The organism is Colwellia sp. NW0002-52-1, assembly GCF_057550865.1.
This window is the reverse complement of sequence record NZ_BAAJLU010000014.1, coordinates 1-18,276: the sequence shown is the minus strand read 5'-3', so window position 1 is coordinate 18,276 and position 18,276 is coordinate 1. Positions and strand designations below refer to the sequence as shown.

The window sequence follows — 18,276 nt, the reverse complement described above, 5'->3', positions numbered from 1 at the left end:
ATGCATAAAAAATTATTCTTACCCGCTAAATCGTGCCTTACCTGTAAACGAGATTTTATATGGCGTAAAAAATGGCAAGGGTGTTGGGAGCAAGTACTTTATTGTTCTGAACGATGCAGGCGAAACAAACTAAAGCCTGATAGTGCAAAGTAAGTGTACGGCGAAGTTATGATAAGTAGAGCTAAATAGGTTTAGTTAGGCTCCGTAGAAATTGAAACAATAAATTAATATTATAAGGGTGATTTATGAAGGCCAAGCAGCTCAGACTTTTATTGGGTGATCAGTTAAATGCTAAGCATAGTTGGTTTGAGCATGTTGATGCCAATGTTGTCTATGTAATAGCTGAACTCCATCAAGAAGCTAACTACGCTAAACACCATATTCAAAAAATGACGGCTTTTTTTGCCGCGATGGCTGATTTTGCACGTTATCTTGAACATGAAGGGCATCAGGTTTGTTATTTAACATTAGATGACACAGATAAATATCAAGATCTTCCTGCGCTGATTTTGGCCTTAACATCAAACTATGGCTGCGAAAGCTTTACCTTTCAACGACCCGATGAATATCGTTTGCGTGCACAATTAAACGCTATGAAAAATCAGCATTCACTTACCGTTGTTGAGGTCGATAGTGAGCACTTTTTGTTACCATTTGAAGAGTTACCCGAGCATTTTCAAAAATCGACACACGTGCGAATGGAAAACTTTTATCGTTATATGCGAAAGCGTTTTTCAATTCTGATGAATGGCACAAAACCGGAAGGTGATGCGTGGAATTTTGATGCCAATAATAGGAAGTCATTTAAAAAGGCTGACCTTAAAGCTATTCCAAAGCCATTGGTCTTCGATAACGACGCTAGTGAATATTTACAGCGAATAAAAGATCATAAAATTACGACTATTGGTCAGCAAGCTTCTACTGTGCCTTACCCTATCAATCGTGAGCAGTCATTGTCGTTGTTAGACTTTTTTTGTCGGTATCAATTAGCTAATTTTGGTAATTTTCAAGATGCCATGACTATCGCTTCGCCTTACGCTTGGAGTCTATATCATTCACGGCTGAGTTTTTCACTTAACTGTAAAATGATAAGTCCTATAGAGATTATTGAAACTGCTCTTAACGCCTATCAAAAATCAGCAGGCGCTATAACGCTAGCTCAAATTGAAGGCTTTATACGCCAAATTTTAGGTTGGCGAGAATACGTTAGGGGTATGTATTGGTTAAACATGCCCGATTACGCCGAGCAAAATTTTTTAGCTGCTAATCGAGACTTACCTGACTTCTTTTGGCATGGTGAAACTAAAATGTTGTGCTTAAAAAGTGCAATAACACAATCACTAGATCACGCCTATGCACACCATATTCAACGCTTAATGATCACCGGTAACTTTGCTCTGCTAGCAGGAATATCGCCAAACCAAGTCGATGAATGGTATTTAGGCATATACATAGATGCTATTGAATGGGTAGAGCTACCAAATACCCGCAGTATGGCACTTTTTGCTGACGGTGGTTGGATTGCCACAAAGCCATACGCAGCAAGCGGTAACTATGTGAATAAAATGAGTGACTACTGCAAGGGCTGTCAATATAACGTGAAAGAAAAAATTGGCCCAAACGCATGCCCACTGAATAGTTTGTACTGGAACTTTATTGATCATAATTACGACCAGTTCTCGAACAACCAGAGAATGAGTTTTCCCGTTCGTAATTGGGATAAAATGGCACCTGAACAAAAACAAGAAATAAGACAGAAAGCAGCTGAGTTGTTGAATAATTTAAATGAGATATAGCACTAATTTTTCTACGTTTAATTGTGTGCAATTACATCAGAACTGGAAGGCATTATCATCAACGCTGTGACCTAGTAATATTTACTGTGACCACTGAACAACATTAGGTTTATCACCAGTAATAATGATTACAATTTGCACTCAGTTAGCATTAGCTGTTTATTAAGGTTTACGACAGCAGTTAGCCAGAAGCTGAGGTTAAGTCTTTGCAAATTCAGGAGCATATTTAGGGTAATATTAGCCTAAGTTTTCTGCTCACTTGTGGGGCTGGTTTAAGCTCAAAGCAGCCTGTGGCACCTTCATTATAGTTGGCTAAAATGTTGAACGCAGTGAAAACAGCCAACTGTAATTTAATGCATTGTTAGGTAACGCCTGCCACCAGTTTGATTTCTGGTGGTTCTGAACTTACAATTCTTAACCATTTACTCGATGTTGCTACCACATACATTTTAGCTTTATCACAGTGCCAAAAAACCTCAGTGTCACTTTTTAAATGTGACAAAAGTGAAGATTCTTCAATGATACCTACAACACCATTATCATCGCATTTTTCTTTTGACATATCGTAGTCAAACTCTTCACAAACTTGGTGATAGAAAACATGTTCAAAACAGATCCTGTAGCGAGGGCTACTTTCATCAGTAATTATTTCGCGGCAACCATCCAATACCTTTTCGATTCTATCTTCCGTTTCATCACCCGGCTTAGATTTAGCTCGATACACTTCGTCAGCTAGCTTCGCACAGGAAACTTCAATTTCTAATGATTCTTCGTTAACGTCGTAATCAATAGCCTCTAAAAATACGTAGAATGAGCCAACTGTGTCTAAGGGTGATTGCATACTTTTTCTTAGTTACCTAACGAGCCTGTAGAGTTTCTCTTTATGAGAAAACAGCCTCAAAATTTATTAAAAATTTACTTATTAAGCCACCCATAATAACTTGTTCAATACTTATTAAGCCACCCATAATAACTTGTTCATATTTTTCTGAGTAAACTACACTTAGTTCACAATTTTAAATGTGGTGTTTATTATGCCTAAACCTCGTTCTCAACAAATCAGTTTAACCGATACGCCGAATTATCATATTTGCAGTCGCACCGTTCGCAAGGCTTTTTTATGCGGTGTTGATAAAGAAACCGGCGTTAGTTATGAGCACAGGCGTAGCTGGATTGAAAAGCGTATATTTCAATTAGCTCAGGTGTTTGCCATTGATATTTGTGCTCATGCTGTGATGAATAATCACTTACACCTCGTTCTTCATGTTGAAAGTGAACAAGTGGAAAACTGGACAACACGAGAGGTACTTACTCGTTGGCATAAGTTGTTTAAAGGTACCCACCTCACTGTTAAATTTCAGCAAGAACAACCGTTAACGCAGTTCGAATTGGAGATGGTTGAAGACACAGTACAGGTGTATAAACAGCGCCTAATCGATATCAGTTGGTTTATGCGCTCTTTAAACGAGCCTATTGCCAGACAAGCCAATAAAGAAGATAAGTGTACTGGCCACTTCTGGGAAGGACGCTTTAAATCTCAAGCCCTGCTTGATGACGCTGCATTACTGTCTTGTATGGCTTATGTAGATTTAAATCCTGTCCGTGCCGGTATTGCCCCAACGCCTGAGCAGTCAAGCTTTACCAGTATTCAACTGCGTATCAAAGCAGCGATTAACGGAGAGCAACCTAAAGCCTTATTACCTTTCACTGACAATGAACATCAAGACAAAACTGCAGGCATTTCTTTTAGCTTAAAAGATTACTTAACACTAGTTGATGAAACTGGCCGCGTGATGAGAGAAGACAAGCGCGGCGCTATCAATGCTAAAACGGCTGAAATACTATCAAGACTCCACATCAGCGATGAGAGCTGGTTAAAACTCACCACCAACTTTGAAGGTATGTTCACTGGCGCTGTAGGCACTGCTGAGCATTTGTGTGAATTTACAGAGCACGTCGGTTTAAAGCGAGCTCATGGTATCGCCAACGCTCAGGCTTGTTTGAATAGCGCTTAGCAAACTAACTCAGTTCAATAATAAAAAATACGGTTTTCTGAGGATGACATTAAAAGCTTGCCTGAAATTCAGTGGATGCTCAGAAAACTCTGCAAATAGACAACATATCCCTCATTTACTTACTGAATAGGCATATTAAAGCAAAAGTAATCTTCCCTTTCTATGTTCGGTTATTTTATATAGTTATTATGGGTGGCTTAATAAATACCCCGTGGTCAGGTACGGTCTCTTCAAAGACTTCTCTCAAAGCTTCTTCTTTATTAACATTCATTAAGTTTCGACCTGACTCCATAGTTGTACTTCAACATAACGCTTACAATAACGGGAAAAGCTGAGCGACAGCGAGGCTTTTTCCCAATGAGCGAAGCGAATGTGGTTTATTTTTTTGTTAGGAGGCGATTTCATACTCGAATGACTCCCAAATTCTAATTGCATCATCGACATCTTTTTCGTTGTCGAAGTACATAACTGATTGAACATAGCCATTTGGTGAAATCGCATAGCAATAAAAAGCTGCTACTCGCTGATCATTTATATCTTCGTTCAATCTATATGAAAAAAAATTAATCTCGCCATTCTCATTCGAATTTACATCGAACGCTTCCAACGAGATATCTTCTGTGACTGAATTAAATAAACTTTCATGTGAAAGGTTGTTGTCGTTGTTCCACACTGCAATATAGATAGTAAATCCTGGTTTCCATATGACGATGTCTTCATCTTCTATTCGACGATTAAATTGAGTAGGAAGTGACATGCTCCAAGATTTAGTAATTTGGTGTTTACCCTCAATTACAGGAAAATTTGGACTCAACACTAAGCCTCCTAACGCTTCAATAAATTGCGAATTAGTTTGGCAGTTTTCTTGCGCCTTTTGCAAGAGCAAATGACAAATTAATTCGTCAATTTTATTGCTTTGTTCTGTGGCAGACAGGCCTTAGCCGTTTTGGCTGCGAAGAGTTGGAAAAATAGCGCAAATTAGCACTTGAAAGGTCTTCAGATCCTTAAGCTTAACTTGAGGTCTTACTGTAAATCCCGCTGATTTCAGACGCCTCAAGTTAAGCTTAAGGGATTGAATACAGTATAGTCCTGTCAAGTTTCTTTGTTAGATTTTATGGTCATTAAAATGTCAATATATATACTGTATAAATATACATGCATGGTCTTATATGAACTATACTTACTCTCTAGGAGCTTTTCCAACTCCATCAGAACAATTTAATAGGAGGCAACTTGCCTTTTTTACAGCAAAAAAGTTTCCACCTTATTTATTTTCTATATTAATAACAAATCTTTGCAGCCAACACCACTTATTACCTACAGATAAAAACAAAAATTTAGCTAATAGACGAAATGAGGCAAGTTGCCTCATTTCCTGACTTGGGTGGAAACAAGTTACAACAGCATTTTAATACTCAGATATTAAACTAAATTAAGAACAAGAAGATGCAGCATCAATGTCCGCTTCAGGCTCACATTTGCCATAAAGTAAATGAATCATGGCATCTTCTTTTATAAATACTTAAAGTTTTTAGGGTTGCAAACTTAAATATAATTGGCTGGCAAGGCTAGATGCAATTGAGCTGCAATGATGGTCGATATTTTCCATAGTAGATTCGAAGGTCGATTTTAGGTACTCATTTACGAACAGCCCTTTGCAGAAAAGGCATATACAAGTATTCGTAAAAGATAATTAACCTATCTCTTTTTATACTATAGATTGGTCTTTAACTGGGTTCTATTCGTACTGCTAACAATATGCATTTTATCTACAATTAAGACTAGAATTTTTTATGACATTATTTATCAGCGAAGAATCAAGAATTATAGAAATGGCCTGGGAAGATCGCACGCCATTTGAAGCAATAGAACTTGAGTTTAGTTTAAGTGAGCCTGAAGTTATAAAGTTTATGCGTAGCCGATTAAAGCCTAATAGTTTCAAGCTTTGGAGGAAAAGGGTTGCAGGTAGAGTAACAAAACATGCCAGTCTTCGCAGTAAAAGCGTATCCCGAGGTTATTGCCCTACTCAATACAAACAACGGTAAAAAGTACTCAAAATTTGAGTACTTAACTATCGCTGAAAGCTAAAGGCTGCTTTATTTAGTTTACTATTGTTGAATATAAATAGCCGTATTAATTCGATTATTGAAAAGTCTTTAAATAATACTGACTTCTACCGTTTTCTTTTGCTTCATACAGATAATCATCTGCAATTTTAACTAAATTGTCACAAGTGATTTTAGCATTACTAGCTTTTAAAACTGCGCCAACCGATACAGATGTTTTAACACTTTTACCATGATGCTTAATGTTGAAGCTTGCAACAGATAACACTATATCGAAACAGGTTTGTTCAAGGCTTTCGTGAGTTATACCATACAGGATCATGGCATATTCATCTCCACCTATACGAAAGCCGATATCTTCTGAACGGCGACATTTAGCATCAATAACTTCTGCTATTTTAATTAACACATCGTCACCAACGCTGTGACCAAACGAGTCATTGATCGTTTTAAAATTGTCAGCATCAATTAAAATTAAACCCAGTGTTGCATTATCCCTAGTTGCAATAGCATTTAATCGATCTATTTCCTCTTGAAAAGACCTTTTATTGTGAAGTTTAGTTAAACCATCTGTAATAGATTCGTTATATAGTCTATTGATCAGGAGATAGTTTTGATAAAGGGTTTTTTGACCCATAAGGTTAATAGCAAGGCAAATACCAGATACAAAAGCGAGGATTATCAGCACAAATATTAAGTCAGGTAATGCTTGGTGTAGATGCAACTTAACGGCCGTAAACGACGATAGAATAATAAATGTTGCTGCCATTGCTGGCTTTATTGGGATCACTATTAACAAACAGCCAAACATTAATATAAGCACTAATCCTAGTTCTGAAAATGGAAAATCATAAATATTAGAAAGGTAAAAAATCAGGGTGTGATTTAAACCACTTGCTATATAAACCGTTATTAATATGAGTAAATTTGCACGAATTGAACTTGGAGGATAAATCCAATATACAATATTTAAATATATTAATGGTAATATGACTAAGAATAGTCGTGTTGTTAAGGTTAGAGAGTAAACTTCGCTAGGAAATTTTAATACGTCCATTACCGCAAAAGCTAAGTATAAAAGCAGAGATACAAGTAGCGCCCATCGTCTAATACTTAGACATTGAACCATTAAAAAATGTAAAAAATTATCTGAAGATTTTACATTGTCACTCTCATGTTTTATTTCTGTGTTCATATAAATACTTTTTGAGAATTATGAATGCTGTGGCTTGAATATTTTTTATTGAAAAATTAGCAAAGCTAAAATAAGCCACACGGATGATTACTTACTCAAGTATAACTGTTTTTATCAACTTGATTGTAAGTCTGAAGTTTTTGGGCTACTTAATACTTATTTAGCCTATATTGAAAAATTGTGAGTTGCTAACAAAGGCATTAATCACAGTACTTGAATTTAAACAAGAATACTAATTTTCCGCTCACTTTTATAATTTATTATCGCTATATATTGGTAGCGCTTATTAAATAATAGTTATTAGTGTTTGGTAAAATTCGATAGTTCCGGTATGTTTTTTCTAAACATTATTAGTCAATTACTAAAAAGTAATGCACACTAGTGTGTGACTGCTATTTGCTCGAAAGGCTTGCTAACTGCTAAGGCGATATTGACAAACTTTGATTTCAAATAATAAAACAATCGCTTATTAAACAAGTTTTTAACTTATTGGATAGATATTATGAATTTAGACAAATCAACAAAACGCATTGCGAAAAAAGTTAAAAATGGCTTTCAGGGCTATCCGCAAATAACACTGGCTTATTTTGGTGAATCAACAGATTTAGCAACAAAAGTGGTGGTTAGTTTTCTGTTAGAAGAAGGGGCTGATGCTCAAGAAGAGAGCTTCTCTAGTCAAAATGATGTTCGTAAAGATGAAACCATTCAAACGACCATAGTAAAAATTATTGAACGTGCAGAAGCAAAAACAGTTATTGAAATCACAAGCGTTGAGAAAATCAATTAACCCTAGGCTATGAGAATAGCCTAGAACACTCGCCTATAGTAAGTATTCGAATGCGGCTAAGGCTTAATAATTTTTAATGAAATGTGATTTAATTCTCACTTTAGATTGATTCTGGTTGATTTTAGCTCTATATTCGCCGCACTTTTACCCTATAACGTCCTTACATGAATGTATTTAAACAAGCATTAGCCATTAGTGCTGTTATGGTTTTGGCTATTTCAAATAACAGCTTTTCGAATGACATTTCTGTTTTAGAAAATACTGAAGCTCAGCCTGAAATAGTAGCTTGGCAAGAGCCAAAAACTGGTTTTTCTGGTCGTATTCGAGTGGGTTATATCTCTATTGAAAATGAAGTGGATAGCGAGAGCTCAGCTGTTGGGGCTGAGCTTCATTATGCTAGTGAAAGTTGGCAAGGTATAAGTGCTAATGGAAGTTTGTATGCAACAAACAAAATTTTTCAAGATGAAGAAGCTAGCTTTTTTGGCTCTGACGGCAATGGCTATGTAGTTTTAGGACAAGCTTATTTAAAAACAAGTTTTGAAAAAACCGAGGTTAAGCTAGGACGTTTTAGTTTTGACTCTCCTCATGCTGGTATGAATGATGTGCGCATAATTCCCAATACGTTTTCTGGTATTTTAATTGATAATACCGATATTGACGATACCACACTTTATGCCGCTCATTTAACCAAGTGGATTAGTGTTGATAGCACTAAACCAGAAAACTTTACTGACATACTCGGTAGTGACAATGTCAATGTTTTAGGGGTTGTATATCAAGGTATAGATAATATTGATTTACAAACGTGGTATTACAACGCCAAAGATCTAGCTGACTTTTTTTATGCTGATGCTACCTTCAATTTTAATAATTTAACTTTAGGCACTCAGTTAGGTAAACAATCAGACCGTAGCGATGATAATAGCGGCCCAAATGGCGATGTATATGGCATTATGGCAAGTTACACGTTGAATAACTTTACCTTTAAATCTTCCTATAACCATGTGTCAGGTACTGTTATTAATGGTTTTGGCGGCGGCCCTTTTTATACCAGTGCTGCGGATCACACAATATCGGATGAGCTGGACCAAAGTGCTTTTGCAATAGGTATAGACTATGCTGGTTTTAATAACCTGATTTTAGGGGTTCTTAATGTTGACTTTGATAAAGGCGCTAACGAATTAGACTTTTTTGTAAGTTATGATTTTGGCAACAAGGTTATATTTGATTTTATTTATCATCATATACATGAAGATGGCAAAATGATTTTAGCCATGTTTAATGTTGGTTTTTAACTGTTTTATTTGTATTCACTCGTATAGCTTAGCCATATAGCTATGCAGTTACTTCCTGATTAAAACCTAACGCTTATTGAGTAGCTGTTAATTATAGCGCTACTCAATAAATTATAACTATTATGTTATGATCTCGATAACTCGCCTTACACATTATTTCATCATTTATTGCCATGACAACCTTTGCCTCTTGCTTTACACCATTTTCTCAGTTTATTGACAACATAGCGCTGCCAGAGAAATTTACTTTCCCGTTTTACTACCAACCTCACGCCATTGCCGTTGCAGCTGTTCAGCAGTTACAACAACAGCTTGAGCAATTACCGCTTAGCTTGACGGTGACTGACACCCTATCTAAAACACACACTGTTGAAACCGCGGTTGATGAAACCAATTTCGGCAAAATGTTTGGTGTTTTAGTGGTGAAAAATAGCGACGGAAAAATTGGCTTCATCAGTGCCTATTCAGGGCAACTTAATGTTGAGGGCAGCAATACTATGTTTGTACCTGCGGTGTCTGATATGCAACTACAAGACGCAGTATTTTTAACCGAAAACCGCATTATTAATAATATTAATGCGGAAATAGCGACTTTAGAGCAAAGCGAAAAGTTAAGTCAAATTAATAACGAGCTAAAAGAAGCGACTGAAAATTATCAACAAGCATTAACCTCGCAACAGGGTTTAATTGTAGCGAGCCGCTTGCACAGAAAACAACAAAGAGATGATGCAGTTACAAAGCTAAGTAATGACGATTTTGAGCAGTTAAAAACCGTTTTAGCAGGGCAAAGTATACAAGAGAAGAAAAAGCTACAAGCGTTAAAAAATAGTGGTCAGCAACAACTCGACACCTTGCAGCAAGCTTTATCAGAAATTACCACTGAAATTGATAACTTAAAAAAGCTACGTAAAGCTCGCTCTAAAAATTTACAAAAAAAGCTCTTCGCGCAATATAACTTTTTTAATGCTAATGGCGAAACAAAAGACTTAAATGCTATTTTTGCTGAGTTGCCAGAGCACACGCCACCGGCTGGCGCAGGTGATTGTGCTGCGCCAAAATTATTACAATACGCTTATCAATACAGCTTAAAACCTATTGCTATGGCTGAGTTTTGGTGGGGCGCTGCACCTAAATCAGCGATTAGGCAACATAAAAACTACTATCCTTCTTGCTACAGTAAATGCCAACCCATTTTGAATCATATGCTTCAAGGTTTGAAAGTAGAAGACAACCCGTTATTAATAAATCCAGCGCAAGGTAAAGACTTATCTATCGTTTACCAAGATAGCGATATGTTGGTAGTTAACAAGCCTGCAGAGTTTTTATCAGTACCGGGGAAGAATATTGAAGACTCGGTATATTTGCGTATTAAAACCCAGTTTCCACAAGCTTCGGGCCCACTTATTGTTCATCGTTTAGATATGTCGACGTCGGGGTTGTTAATTATTGCGTTAAATAAAAGGGCGCATAAAGCACTGCAAAAACAGTTTATTGAACGCAGTATCGAAAAACGTTATGTTGCCTTAGTTACAGGGAATGTTGTTGAAGACAGTGGCACTATCGAACTACCACTAATACTTGATTTTGATGATAAACCTCGGCAAATGGTGTGTTATGAACATGGTAAACACGCTCTAACGACTTGGCAGGTATTAGAGCGAAAAAATAACACTACGCGATTACATTTGTTTCCTAAAACGGGACGAACGCATCAATTAAGAGTGCATTGCGCACATAAATTGGGCTTGAATATGCCTATTGTTGGTGACGATCATTACGGTACAAAGGCTCAGCGTTTGCATTTACACGCAGAATATTTGTCGTTGTCGCATCCTATTAATCACAGTAAATTGGAGTTTGAAGTCGCGGCTGACTTTTAAAGCAGTATTTATTAATCCTCTATACTTTTGATAGAGGATTAATAAAGGTAATTTATGGTCGGTATTACAGCTTTTTACCTAACCTTTTTTCAATTTGCTTTTTTTCCCAATCTGCGCCAAAAAAACTGTAGACCTCAAAAACACTCATGCCATGAGATACAACGCCTATACCCCAGCCAAAAGCTGCCCACCAAGCCCAATAATAATCAGGGCTGGTAATAAAGTTAACAATGAATAAACCTATTATGACAACAACATAATTTATAAGATGACTGTAAAAGTCTTTGATCTCTTTTACATGTTCAATAACACGGTTTTCTTCTTCACTATATTTTTCTGAGTTCAGCATGTTTTTTTCCTCTTGCAAATCTTCAAGTTCAATTTCGAAAACAGCAGCAAGAGACTTAAGTGATTCTAAGCCAGCTTTTTGACCTCGTTCAATTCGCTGAATGGTTCTAATATTTAAACCACTAAACTGGGCTAACTGCTCCTGAGACCATGCTCTTTTAAGCCTTAATTTTCGAACGATCATATACTTCTCCTTGTTGCTTTTCGTTTTGAATTATTAATTAGTAGCATGCTTTTTTCTACGACTTTTACCTGACTTTATTCTGACAGTTGTTATTAATCAATTACTTGCGGTTATTAATCTTAAGTGATTGAAATACTTGTTAGTAGTCTAGCGGCATCATCAAACTCATAAACTTCAACTTTTGACATTATATTTTTTAATTGCTGATGGTAGCTTTGTTGTTTAGTCATCGCTAATAGTGACTGAAGCGTCTCAATAGCAGCAACATCATAATTATCGACGTCAATTTTTAATTGCTCGATAAGCGCTTTGCACTCTGAAACATTAAAACTGACATCATTTTGCATGGGCTGATTAAGTACAGATAAAGCCGTTTGTATTCGGTTTAATTCATTCTGACACTGGCTTAAAATGAACGGTTTTATATTCTGTTGCGATGCATTACTTTCTAACTCTTGGCAAAGCGTATATAAACTCGTTGCGCCAATGTTGCCAGCTACGCCTTTAAGCGTATGAGCCAACTGTTCGACTTCAGCAAAATTTTTCTGCGCAACTGCGCTTTCTATTGGCACTAATGCATTGCTATAGTTATTTTTAAATTTAAGCAGTATGCGCAAATAAAGGCTTTTATTATTTTGCGCTATTGCTAAGCCAGACTTAACATCTATGCCTTCGAGTGCAGGGAATGTTATTTGCTCATCTTCATTAGCCGAGAACTGAATTGTATCGTCGATTAGCTGATGATCTTTTTTGTGTTGTTTAGAGGTTACCCACTGAGATAATTTTATAAATAGTTCACTGGTATTAATGGGTTTACCAATATGTTCGTTCATACCCGATGCGAGCGCCTTTTCACGATCACCCGCCATAACATTAGCGGTCATTGCGATGATCGGTAAATCAATAAATCGAGCGTCTTGGCGAAGTTCGCGTGTGGTTTCATAGCCATCTTTTATCGGCATTTGGCAATCCATGAGTACGCCATCAAAATGCTCTGTGTTTAACTGCGCTATTGCTTGCTGACCATTATTGCTTATTACCACTTCAATACCATTACTGGTAAGCAGCTCTGTCGCTAATTCTTGATTTATTTCGTTGTCTTCTACAACTAATAACTTGATGCCTTGCAAAGCATTAATTGCTGAAAATGACTCACGCTCAAAAAGGTCATTCTTTTTCTTTCTTAGGTTTTCTTTTCCAAGCGTTACTAGAAGACTATCAAGTAAGTTAGAGGAGGTTATTGGCTTACAAATTATTGAGTAATTTATATCGTTAGCCAAAGCAGGGAGCAACACTTTTTGTTTATTTGGGAGAATATGTAAAATTGGTAGTGCAGCTTGATTTTCTCTAATCAAGTTTAAATCATTACAGTTAAGGTTGTCGCTACAGTTAACTAGATCGACGAGTAAGGCGTCAAAACTTTCATGCGGCTTTGCTAAGTAAGATAAAAACTCATCAGTCGAGTTAAAGTTTTCAACTGCAAAGCCTAAAGAGGTTAATATTCTCAGTATTATAGGTTGATAAATGATGTTGTCGGAAACTAAAGCAATTTTAAATTCTTTAAGAATCGTCAAGTTAGGCTTATTAGTGTTAAGTTCACTGGGCGACTGGCTTTGGTAACTCAGTGTGAAATGGAATGTACTACCTACATGTTCTTCGCTTTCTAGCCATATTTCTCCCCCGAGCAGCTCAACAAGTTGTTTACAAATAGCTAAGCCTAATCCTGTGCCGCCATATTTTCGGGTTGTTGAAGCATCGGCTTGGCTGAATGATTGAAACAGTTTCCCCTGTTGCGCAGGGCTCATGCCGATACCCGTATCTGACACTGAAAACTTTAATCTTACGTTATTGTTATGCTTATTGATGCACGAAACATGAACTTTTATCTCTCCTTGATCGGTAAACTTAGCCGCATTACTACCAAGGTTAGTTAATATTTGTCCAAGGCGTAATGGGTCACCAATAAGGTTAAGTGGCACGTTTTCTTCTACGTCAAATATGAGCTCAGTTTGTGTTTCATTGAGTTTATCAACGAGTAAGTTACTAAGATTTTCAAGAGCGTCATCTAAACTAAATGGGATTGACTCAATTTCAATCTTGTTTGCTTCAATTTTTGAAAAGTCTAAAATATCATTAACAATACCTAAGAGTGATTCGGCCGCTACGTTCACTTTTACGATGTAATTTTGTTGTTCTGGGCTTAAGTCGGTTTTTAGTGCAAGGGCCGACATACCAATTATGGCGTTCATAGGGGTGCGAATTTCATGCGACATATTTGCTAAAAAGTTAGACTTAGCTTTTACTGCATCTTCGGCTAAAGATTTAGCGTCTGCTAGGGTTTCTTCGGCCATTTTTTGTTCGCTTATATCAACAAACGTGCCTAATAAGCCTGCTGAAGAACCATCGGCTTTTACAAAACTTTTTACCCAATACATAGTGGTATGTTCTAACCCGTCACCATAAACCAATGATATTTCTTTTCGTATCATTCCCATTGAAGCGATAACGCCAGTGTCTTCAGCTTGGTAAGCTATACGGTCAGCCATAGGGAGAAATTCAAGATCGAGAACTGTTTTGCCAATAATATCTTCTCTTTTTACGTTAAACGTTTGTTCATAGGCTTTGTTTACGTTGGTAAATGTTAAATCGGGCGCTTTAACAAATATTGGATAAGGAATGGTATCAGCCAACGCTTGTTGAAAAAGTATATGTTCGGCTAACTCGGCATCATGGCGTTTACGTTCGGTAATATCGCGAATAATCGCCACAATAAAACGTTCATTATGAATGTCGAGTGCGCTTACGGTAACCTCTGCGGCAAATTCATTGCCGTTTTTGTGTTTACCGGTCAATTCAAGTAATTGTTTTTCTGGAGTAGGCTCATTTAATATTTTATCAAAAACATGCAGGCTTGCTTCGTCGGGTAGTAAGCACTCTATTTTTTTACCAATAAGCTCAGATTTATCATAACCAAACATGGTTAACACTTGAGAGTTAACCAGATTGTGTTCACGATGTTTATCTAGCATTAAAATGGCGTCAGGCGCTGACTCCATCAGTGCAGCGAATTGAGCTTGCGCTGCGTTTCTTTGGGTAATATCGATTAACGTTAAGCGAATCTCGCTTAATTGTTCGTTTTCATCGTATACCGGTAAGGCTGACATCATAGTATCAATAGTCTTACTGTCATTAATGTTTACCGGTATTTCGCAGGATAAGGGATGAGATTTAGTTTTGAATATTTGGTGAACATAATGCTCTGGCGTTACAAAGTTTTGCCAGTTTAATGTTGTGAATAACTCGCGAGGGCGATCAAACATTAGGGCAAAAGCAAAGTTATGTTTAATAAAAACGCCATCAGCATTTAATGTTGCATAAGCGACTGGAGCATGTTCATATAATTCCCAAAGGGCGCGCTCTCGCTGATGTAATTCAGCGGTACGTTTTACCACTAATTGCTCAAGCTCTACTTTAGAGCGGCGCATATATTTTGTAGAGCGTTGTCCAACTGAAAGCGTAAATATGTTTGACGTTAAAGTTAATAACAATGTGATAAAAGCGATAAGCATTAACTTGTTGCGCAGTATATTTACGCCGATTAACGCCTCATCGGTATCTATTTCGGTTGCGATACCAAAGCCATACTGATTATCCCACAGCCATGCGCCAAATACGCTTACTCCTCGGTAATCGTTATAACCATGCACATTACTCGTTATTTTATTGTTGGTAATTAAGCTGATATTGTCTGAACGTGCGCTATTCATTATGTGATTTGCCATGAATGTAAAGGGCAGTTGCTGCATATCAAAATCAACGTTAGGGTTTTCCATTACATTAATTTGTGGAACTTTAAGTGTGATCAGCTGTTTGTTTTTATAAAATGTTTGTAAGTAATTAATGCTTGAAAACTCTGCTTCAAACCGACTTCTTGATAGCATTTTTCCTTGTTTAGTCACTAAGTAACTTTCGCCTGAATTACCAATACGTCCTTGCTGCATAATATTCGATATTTGCCCACTAGGCTGAATTCGCATCGATAAAGCCGCTATTACTTGGTTATTCTCATTCTTTATTGGCGTAACCATATACATATTATATAAGTCTATTGGTTTGCTCGTATTTTTGATTACCTCGGCATCATTTGACTTAGATGGCGGTACAAAGTGGCTTTCTCCGTTAAAAACAGCTGCGATTATTTCTGGATTTCTTTGAGCAATTAAGCTGATTTTATCTAAATTTTCGTTGCGGTTCGAACCAATATTGATGTGCTCTGAACTAATAATGGAGAAATCTTTTCCCTCAATACTACTTTGACTTATGTATTGTCGTATTTTTTGTGTTGATTCAGACGTTTTTAATGGCTCGTTTAATGCCGAGCGCAGATGTAGTTCTTTGGTAAGTTGAATTATAGTGTTACTTTTAGCGATTTTTTTTAATTGTCTTTCTTGCTCGCTTATCCAATCGTTTAAGCGAGTTTTTGTCGCTTCAACTACAAACTCTAGATTTTTTTGCACGTTTGAACGGGTAATTTTTTCATTATCTTGCAGTGTTAGGTATATCACACTAAAAATAATGGCAATATTTAAGGCCGATATAGAATGTACTATAAAAGGAAATTTCCTCGATGCCATAAATGCCGCGATACGCTGTTGGCTGATCAGTTTTGGCAAAAGTAAGGTCGAAAAAATCAACATCAAAGATATTAAAATCATCATAACAATTAATGTTGTGCTGTCATCTAGGCTATTTTTTTCTGATGAAAAGTTAATAAGTGCATCTTCAAGCAATAAGTTTTCGGGAATAAAAGGCGAATCGGTCATCCCTAATTGGTGATAAATTTCACTAATTTTTTCCATGCGCGTGCGCGCTATTGAGCCTAGTGGAATAAATTTAGCTAAAATAATTTTATTAATTTCATTGGCTTCAAATGTTAAGTGTCGATGAGACTTATTTTGGCTATTGTACTTATCTTCAATGAGCTTAATTATTTCAGCTTGATGGTTAATGGCATATTGCCAGCCTTTAATTGTTGCTTGGCGAATCGCTTGTACTCGCTGGGGATTGTTTTTTACTTCTAACTCACTGGTGAAAAGATTATCACCATAAAAATCAATCCCGTAATCTCTGGGGCTTATGGTGAAAATATCGATGTTGTCTTGTTTGAAGTAAAAGGGTTCGTTAGTGTTATAAATTAAAATTGCATCGGTTTCGCCTCGCGTTAATGTCCCCAAATGGTCACTTTTTTCCTGCCAATTAAACGCAGACATATCCTGTTCTGCTTGCATTAGCATGGCTGTTATTGGGGCAAAGTTTTTCCATTCTTTACCCACCATAATACGTTTACCAATGAGATCAAACGGGCTCGCAATGCCTGAAGATCTTAATGTTGCAATAGTGGTAGGAGAGTGCTGAAAAATTTGCGCTACAATAACGACTGGTTTGCCTTTATTTTTTGCCACAATTAAGCTGGAGTCATTAATACCGTAATCTGCTTCGCCTGCAATAATATGATCTTCAATAGAACCTACTTCATTGCGCTCTCTTAACTCAACATCTAACCCTAACTCGCGATAAAAGCCTTTTTCTTTTGCCGCGTAGTAACCAGCAAATTGATATTGATGAAACCAATTAAGCTGAATAGAAACTTTTTCTAACTCTTGCCCTAAGCTTTGGCGAGAAGTGAATAAAGTAATGATGCAACTTAATAATATTAAAAAACTTTTATTGCTCAGATAATTCAACATATTATGTACGTTCAGCCCATTGTTTTATAATTTTTGCCAAGTGTGCAACACCATCGGTAAGTGCAGCTGGGCCTGGTTGTAAAATATCGGTTGAGTTTATCTCAAAGATATCACCATTTTTTATTGCTGGAATGTCTTGCCAACCCACTCTTGAAGTGACTTTTTCTTCATCAAACTTACGACCACACCATGAAGCAATGTAAATATCAGGCTGCTTAGCTATTACCTCGCTGGCATCGGCCACAATACGGTTTTTTGCTAAAGATTGCGTCGAAAACTCTTGATAACAATCTATACCACCGGCTATTTCTATTAATTCGCTCACCCAACCAATGCCGGTAATAATTGGGTCAAACCATTCTTCAAAATACACTTTTGGACGTTTAGGCAGTTGATCAGCTTGTTGTTTAATTTTTCGTAAACTTTCTTGCATGTCAGCGACCAGTTTTTCACCTTTAGCGGGTTGCCCAATTAAAGACGATACGGTGCGAATCATCTGTAAAATTTCACTGATACTACGATGGTTAAAACAGTGGACTTGAATACCTTCTTTGATCAAGTCGGCAACGATATCAGCCTGCATATCTGAAAATGCCAAGACTAAATCAGGCTTAAGCGATAATATTTTTTCAGTTCTAGCGGTAATGTAAGCACTTACTTTGGTTTTTTCTTTTCGCGCGCGTTCAGGGCGCATGGTGTAAGCTGAAATGCCGACAATACGATGATCTTCTTCCATAAGATATAGTGCTTCGGTGGTTTCTTCGGTTAAGCAAATAATGCGTTCTGGCCATTTAGGTTCAGGAACTAAAGTCATGCATTTTCCTTGTTACTTACGGTAGTGTTTTGTTTTATTAGTATTATATTGACATGCAATCGTCGCCATTGCATTTGATGAGTTTTACTTTATCAAAAACTACGCAGTAATGATTGGTTTTTTAGTGCTTGTAACACCGAGTGTTTAAG

At 36.9% G+C, this 18,276-nt stretch carries 13 protein-coding genes; 7 read left to right on the top strand and 6 right to left on the bottom strand.

All coding sequences use genetic code 11. The annotated features are described in order from the left end of the window. Positions 1 to 153 (top strand): DUF2256 domain-containing protein, encoded by a 153-nt coding sequence (locus AC27H3_RS13435; RefSeq protein ID WP_081180096.1) that lies wholly within the window; start codon positions 1 to 3, stop codon positions 151 to 153. Positions 154 to 245: 92 nt separating this feature from the next. Continuing rightward, positions 246 to 1,796 (top strand): cryptochrome/photolyase family protein, encoded by a 1,551-nt coding sequence (locus AC27H3_RS13430; protein WP_487106935.1) that lies wholly within the window; start codon positions 246 to 248, stop codon positions 1,794 to 1,796. Positions 1,797 to 2,157: 361 nt separating this feature from the next. On the opposite strand, the gene AC27H3_RS13425 is transcribed toward AC27H3_RS13430, so the two are convergent. After that, a complete protein-coding gene (locus AC27H3_RS13425) occupies positions 2,158 to 2,637 on the bottom strand; it encodes a hypothetical protein (protein WP_487106933.1) in 480 nt (159 codons plus the stop codon). A 193-nt stretch (positions 2,638 to 2,830) separates the two neighbouring features. Between AC27H3_RS13425 and AC27H3_RS13420 the strand changes: the two genes are divergently transcribed. After that, positions 2,831 to 3,811, top strand: a complete 981-nt coding sequence (locus AC27H3_RS13420; protein WP_487106931.1) for a transposase — start codon at positions 2,831 to 2,833, stop codon at positions 3,809 to 3,811. A gap of 388 nt (positions 3,812 to 4,199) precedes the next feature. On the opposite strand, the gene AC27H3_RS13415 is transcribed toward AC27H3_RS13420, so the two are convergent. Then, positions 4,200 to 4,628 (bottom strand): hypothetical protein, encoded by a 429-nt coding sequence (locus AC27H3_RS13415; protein ID WP_487106930.1) that lies wholly within the window; start codon positions 4,626 to 4,628, stop codon positions 4,200 to 4,202. A gap of 976 nt (positions 4,629 to 5,604) precedes the next feature. Here AC27H3_RS13415 and AC27H3_RS13410 point away from each other — a divergent pair. Then, positions 5,605 to 5,856 carry a TIGR03643 family protein gene (locus AC27H3_RS13410; RefSeq protein WP_487106928.1) on the top strand — a complete coding sequence of 84 codons (252 nt, stop codon included), beginning with the start codon at positions 5,605 to 5,607 and terminating at the stop codon, positions 5,854 to 5,856. A 97-nt stretch (positions 5,857 to 5,953) separates the two neighbouring features. Here AC27H3_RS13410 and AC27H3_RS13405 read toward each other — a convergent pair whose 3' ends face one another. Continuing rightward, positions 5,954 to 7,072 carry a GGDEF domain-containing protein gene (locus tag AC27H3_RS13405; protein ID WP_487106926.1) on the bottom strand — a complete coding sequence of 373 codons (1,119 nt, stop codon included), beginning with the start codon at positions 7,070 to 7,072 and terminating at the stop codon, positions 5,954 to 5,956. 502 nt (positions 7,073 to 7,574) lie between these two features. On the opposite strand from AC27H3_RS13405, the gene AC27H3_RS13400 reads away from it, so the two are divergent. From AC27H3_RS13400 to AC27H3_RS13390, 3 genes are all read left to right on the top strand, one after another. Next, the gene (locus AC27H3_RS13400) at positions 7,575 to 7,859 is read left to right on the top strand and encodes a hypothetical protein (protein ID WP_487106924.1); all 285 of its coding nucleotides are present in this window, start codon (positions 7,575 to 7,577) and stop codon (positions 7,857 to 7,859) included. Positions 7,860 to 8,023: 164 nt separating this feature from the next. Then, positions 8,024 to 9,154, top strand: a complete 1,131-nt coding sequence (locus AC27H3_RS13395) for an OprD family outer membrane porin (RefSeq protein WP_487106923.1) — start codon at positions 8,024 to 8,026, stop codon at positions 9,152 to 9,154. A gap of 173 nt (positions 9,155 to 9,327) precedes the next feature. Beyond that, positions 9,328 to 11,034 (top strand): RluA family pseudouridine synthase, encoded by a 1,707-nt coding sequence (locus tag AC27H3_RS13390; RefSeq protein ID WP_487106921.1) that lies wholly within the window; start codon positions 9,328 to 9,330, stop codon positions 11,032 to 11,034. 64 nt (positions 11,035 to 11,098) lie between these two features. On the opposite strand, the gene AC27H3_RS13385 is transcribed toward AC27H3_RS13390, so the two are convergent. The 3 genes from AC27H3_RS13385 to AC27H3_RS13375 form a co-directional block, all read right to left on the bottom strand. Beyond that, complete coding sequence (locus AC27H3_RS13385) at positions 11,099 to 11,566, bottom strand: 2TM domain-containing protein (RefSeq protein ID WP_085301561.1); 468 nt, start codon at positions 11,564 to 11,566, stop codon at positions 11,099 to 11,101. A 119-nt stretch (positions 11,567 to 11,685) separates the two neighbouring features. Then, entirely contained in the window at positions 11,686 to 17,313 is a 5,628-nt protein-coding gene (locus tag AC27H3_RS13380) for an ABC transporter substrate-binding protein (protein ID WP_487106919.1), read from the bottom strand. Between the two features lies 1 nt (position 17,314). After that, complete coding sequence (locus tag AC27H3_RS13375; protein WP_487106917.1) at positions 17,315 to 18,127, bottom strand: cobalamin-binding protein; 813 nt, start codon at positions 18,125 to 18,127, stop codon at positions 17,315 to 17,317. Between the last annotated feature and the right edge of the window lie 149 nt (positions 18,128 to 18,276).

Coding starts and splice junctions, on each gene's coding strand:
- AC27H3_RS13435 (WP_081180096.1), top strand. CDS start 1: ATGCATAAAAAATTATTCTTACCCGCTAAATCGTGCCTTACCTGTAAA.
- AC27H3_RS13430 (WP_487106935.1), top strand. CDS start 246: ATGAAGGCCAAGCAGCTCAGACTTTTATTGGGTGATCAGTTAAATGCT.
- AC27H3_RS13425 (WP_487106933.1), bottom strand. CDS start 2,637: ATGCAATCACCCTTAGACACAGTTGGCTCATTCTACGTATTTTTAGAG.
- AC27H3_RS13420 (WP_487106931.1), top strand. CDS start 2,831: ATGCCTAAACCTCGTTCTCAACAAATCAGTTTAACCGATACGCCGAAT.
- AC27H3_RS13410 (WP_487106928.1), top strand. CDS start 5,605: ATGACATTATTTATCAGCGAAGAATCAAGAATTATAGAAATGGCCTGG.
- AC27H3_RS13405 (WP_487106926.1), bottom strand. CDS start 7,072: ATGAACACAGAAATAAAACATGAGAGTGACAATGTAAAATCTTCAGAT.
- AC27H3_RS13400 (WP_487106924.1), top strand. CDS start 7,575: ATGAATTTAGACAAATCAACAAAACGCATTGCGAAAAAAGTTAAAAAT.
- AC27H3_RS13395 (WP_487106923.1), top strand. CDS start 8,024: ATGAATGTATTTAAACAAGCATTAGCCATTAGTGCTGTTATGGTTTTG.
- AC27H3_RS13390 (WP_487106921.1), top strand. CDS start 9,328: ATGACAACCTTTGCCTCTTGCTTTACACCATTTTCTCAGTTTATTGAC.
- AC27H3_RS13385 (WP_085301561.1), bottom strand. CDS start 11,566: ATGATCGTTCGAAAATTAAGGCTTAAAAGAGCATGGTCTCAGGAGCAG.
- AC27H3_RS13380 (WP_487106919.1), bottom strand. CDS start 17,313: ATGTTGAATTATCTGAGCAATAAAAGTTTTTTAATATTATTAAGTTGC.
- AC27H3_RS13375 (WP_487106917.1), bottom strand. CDS start 18,127: ATGACTTTAGTTCCTGAACCTAAATGGCCAGAACGCATTATTTGCTTA.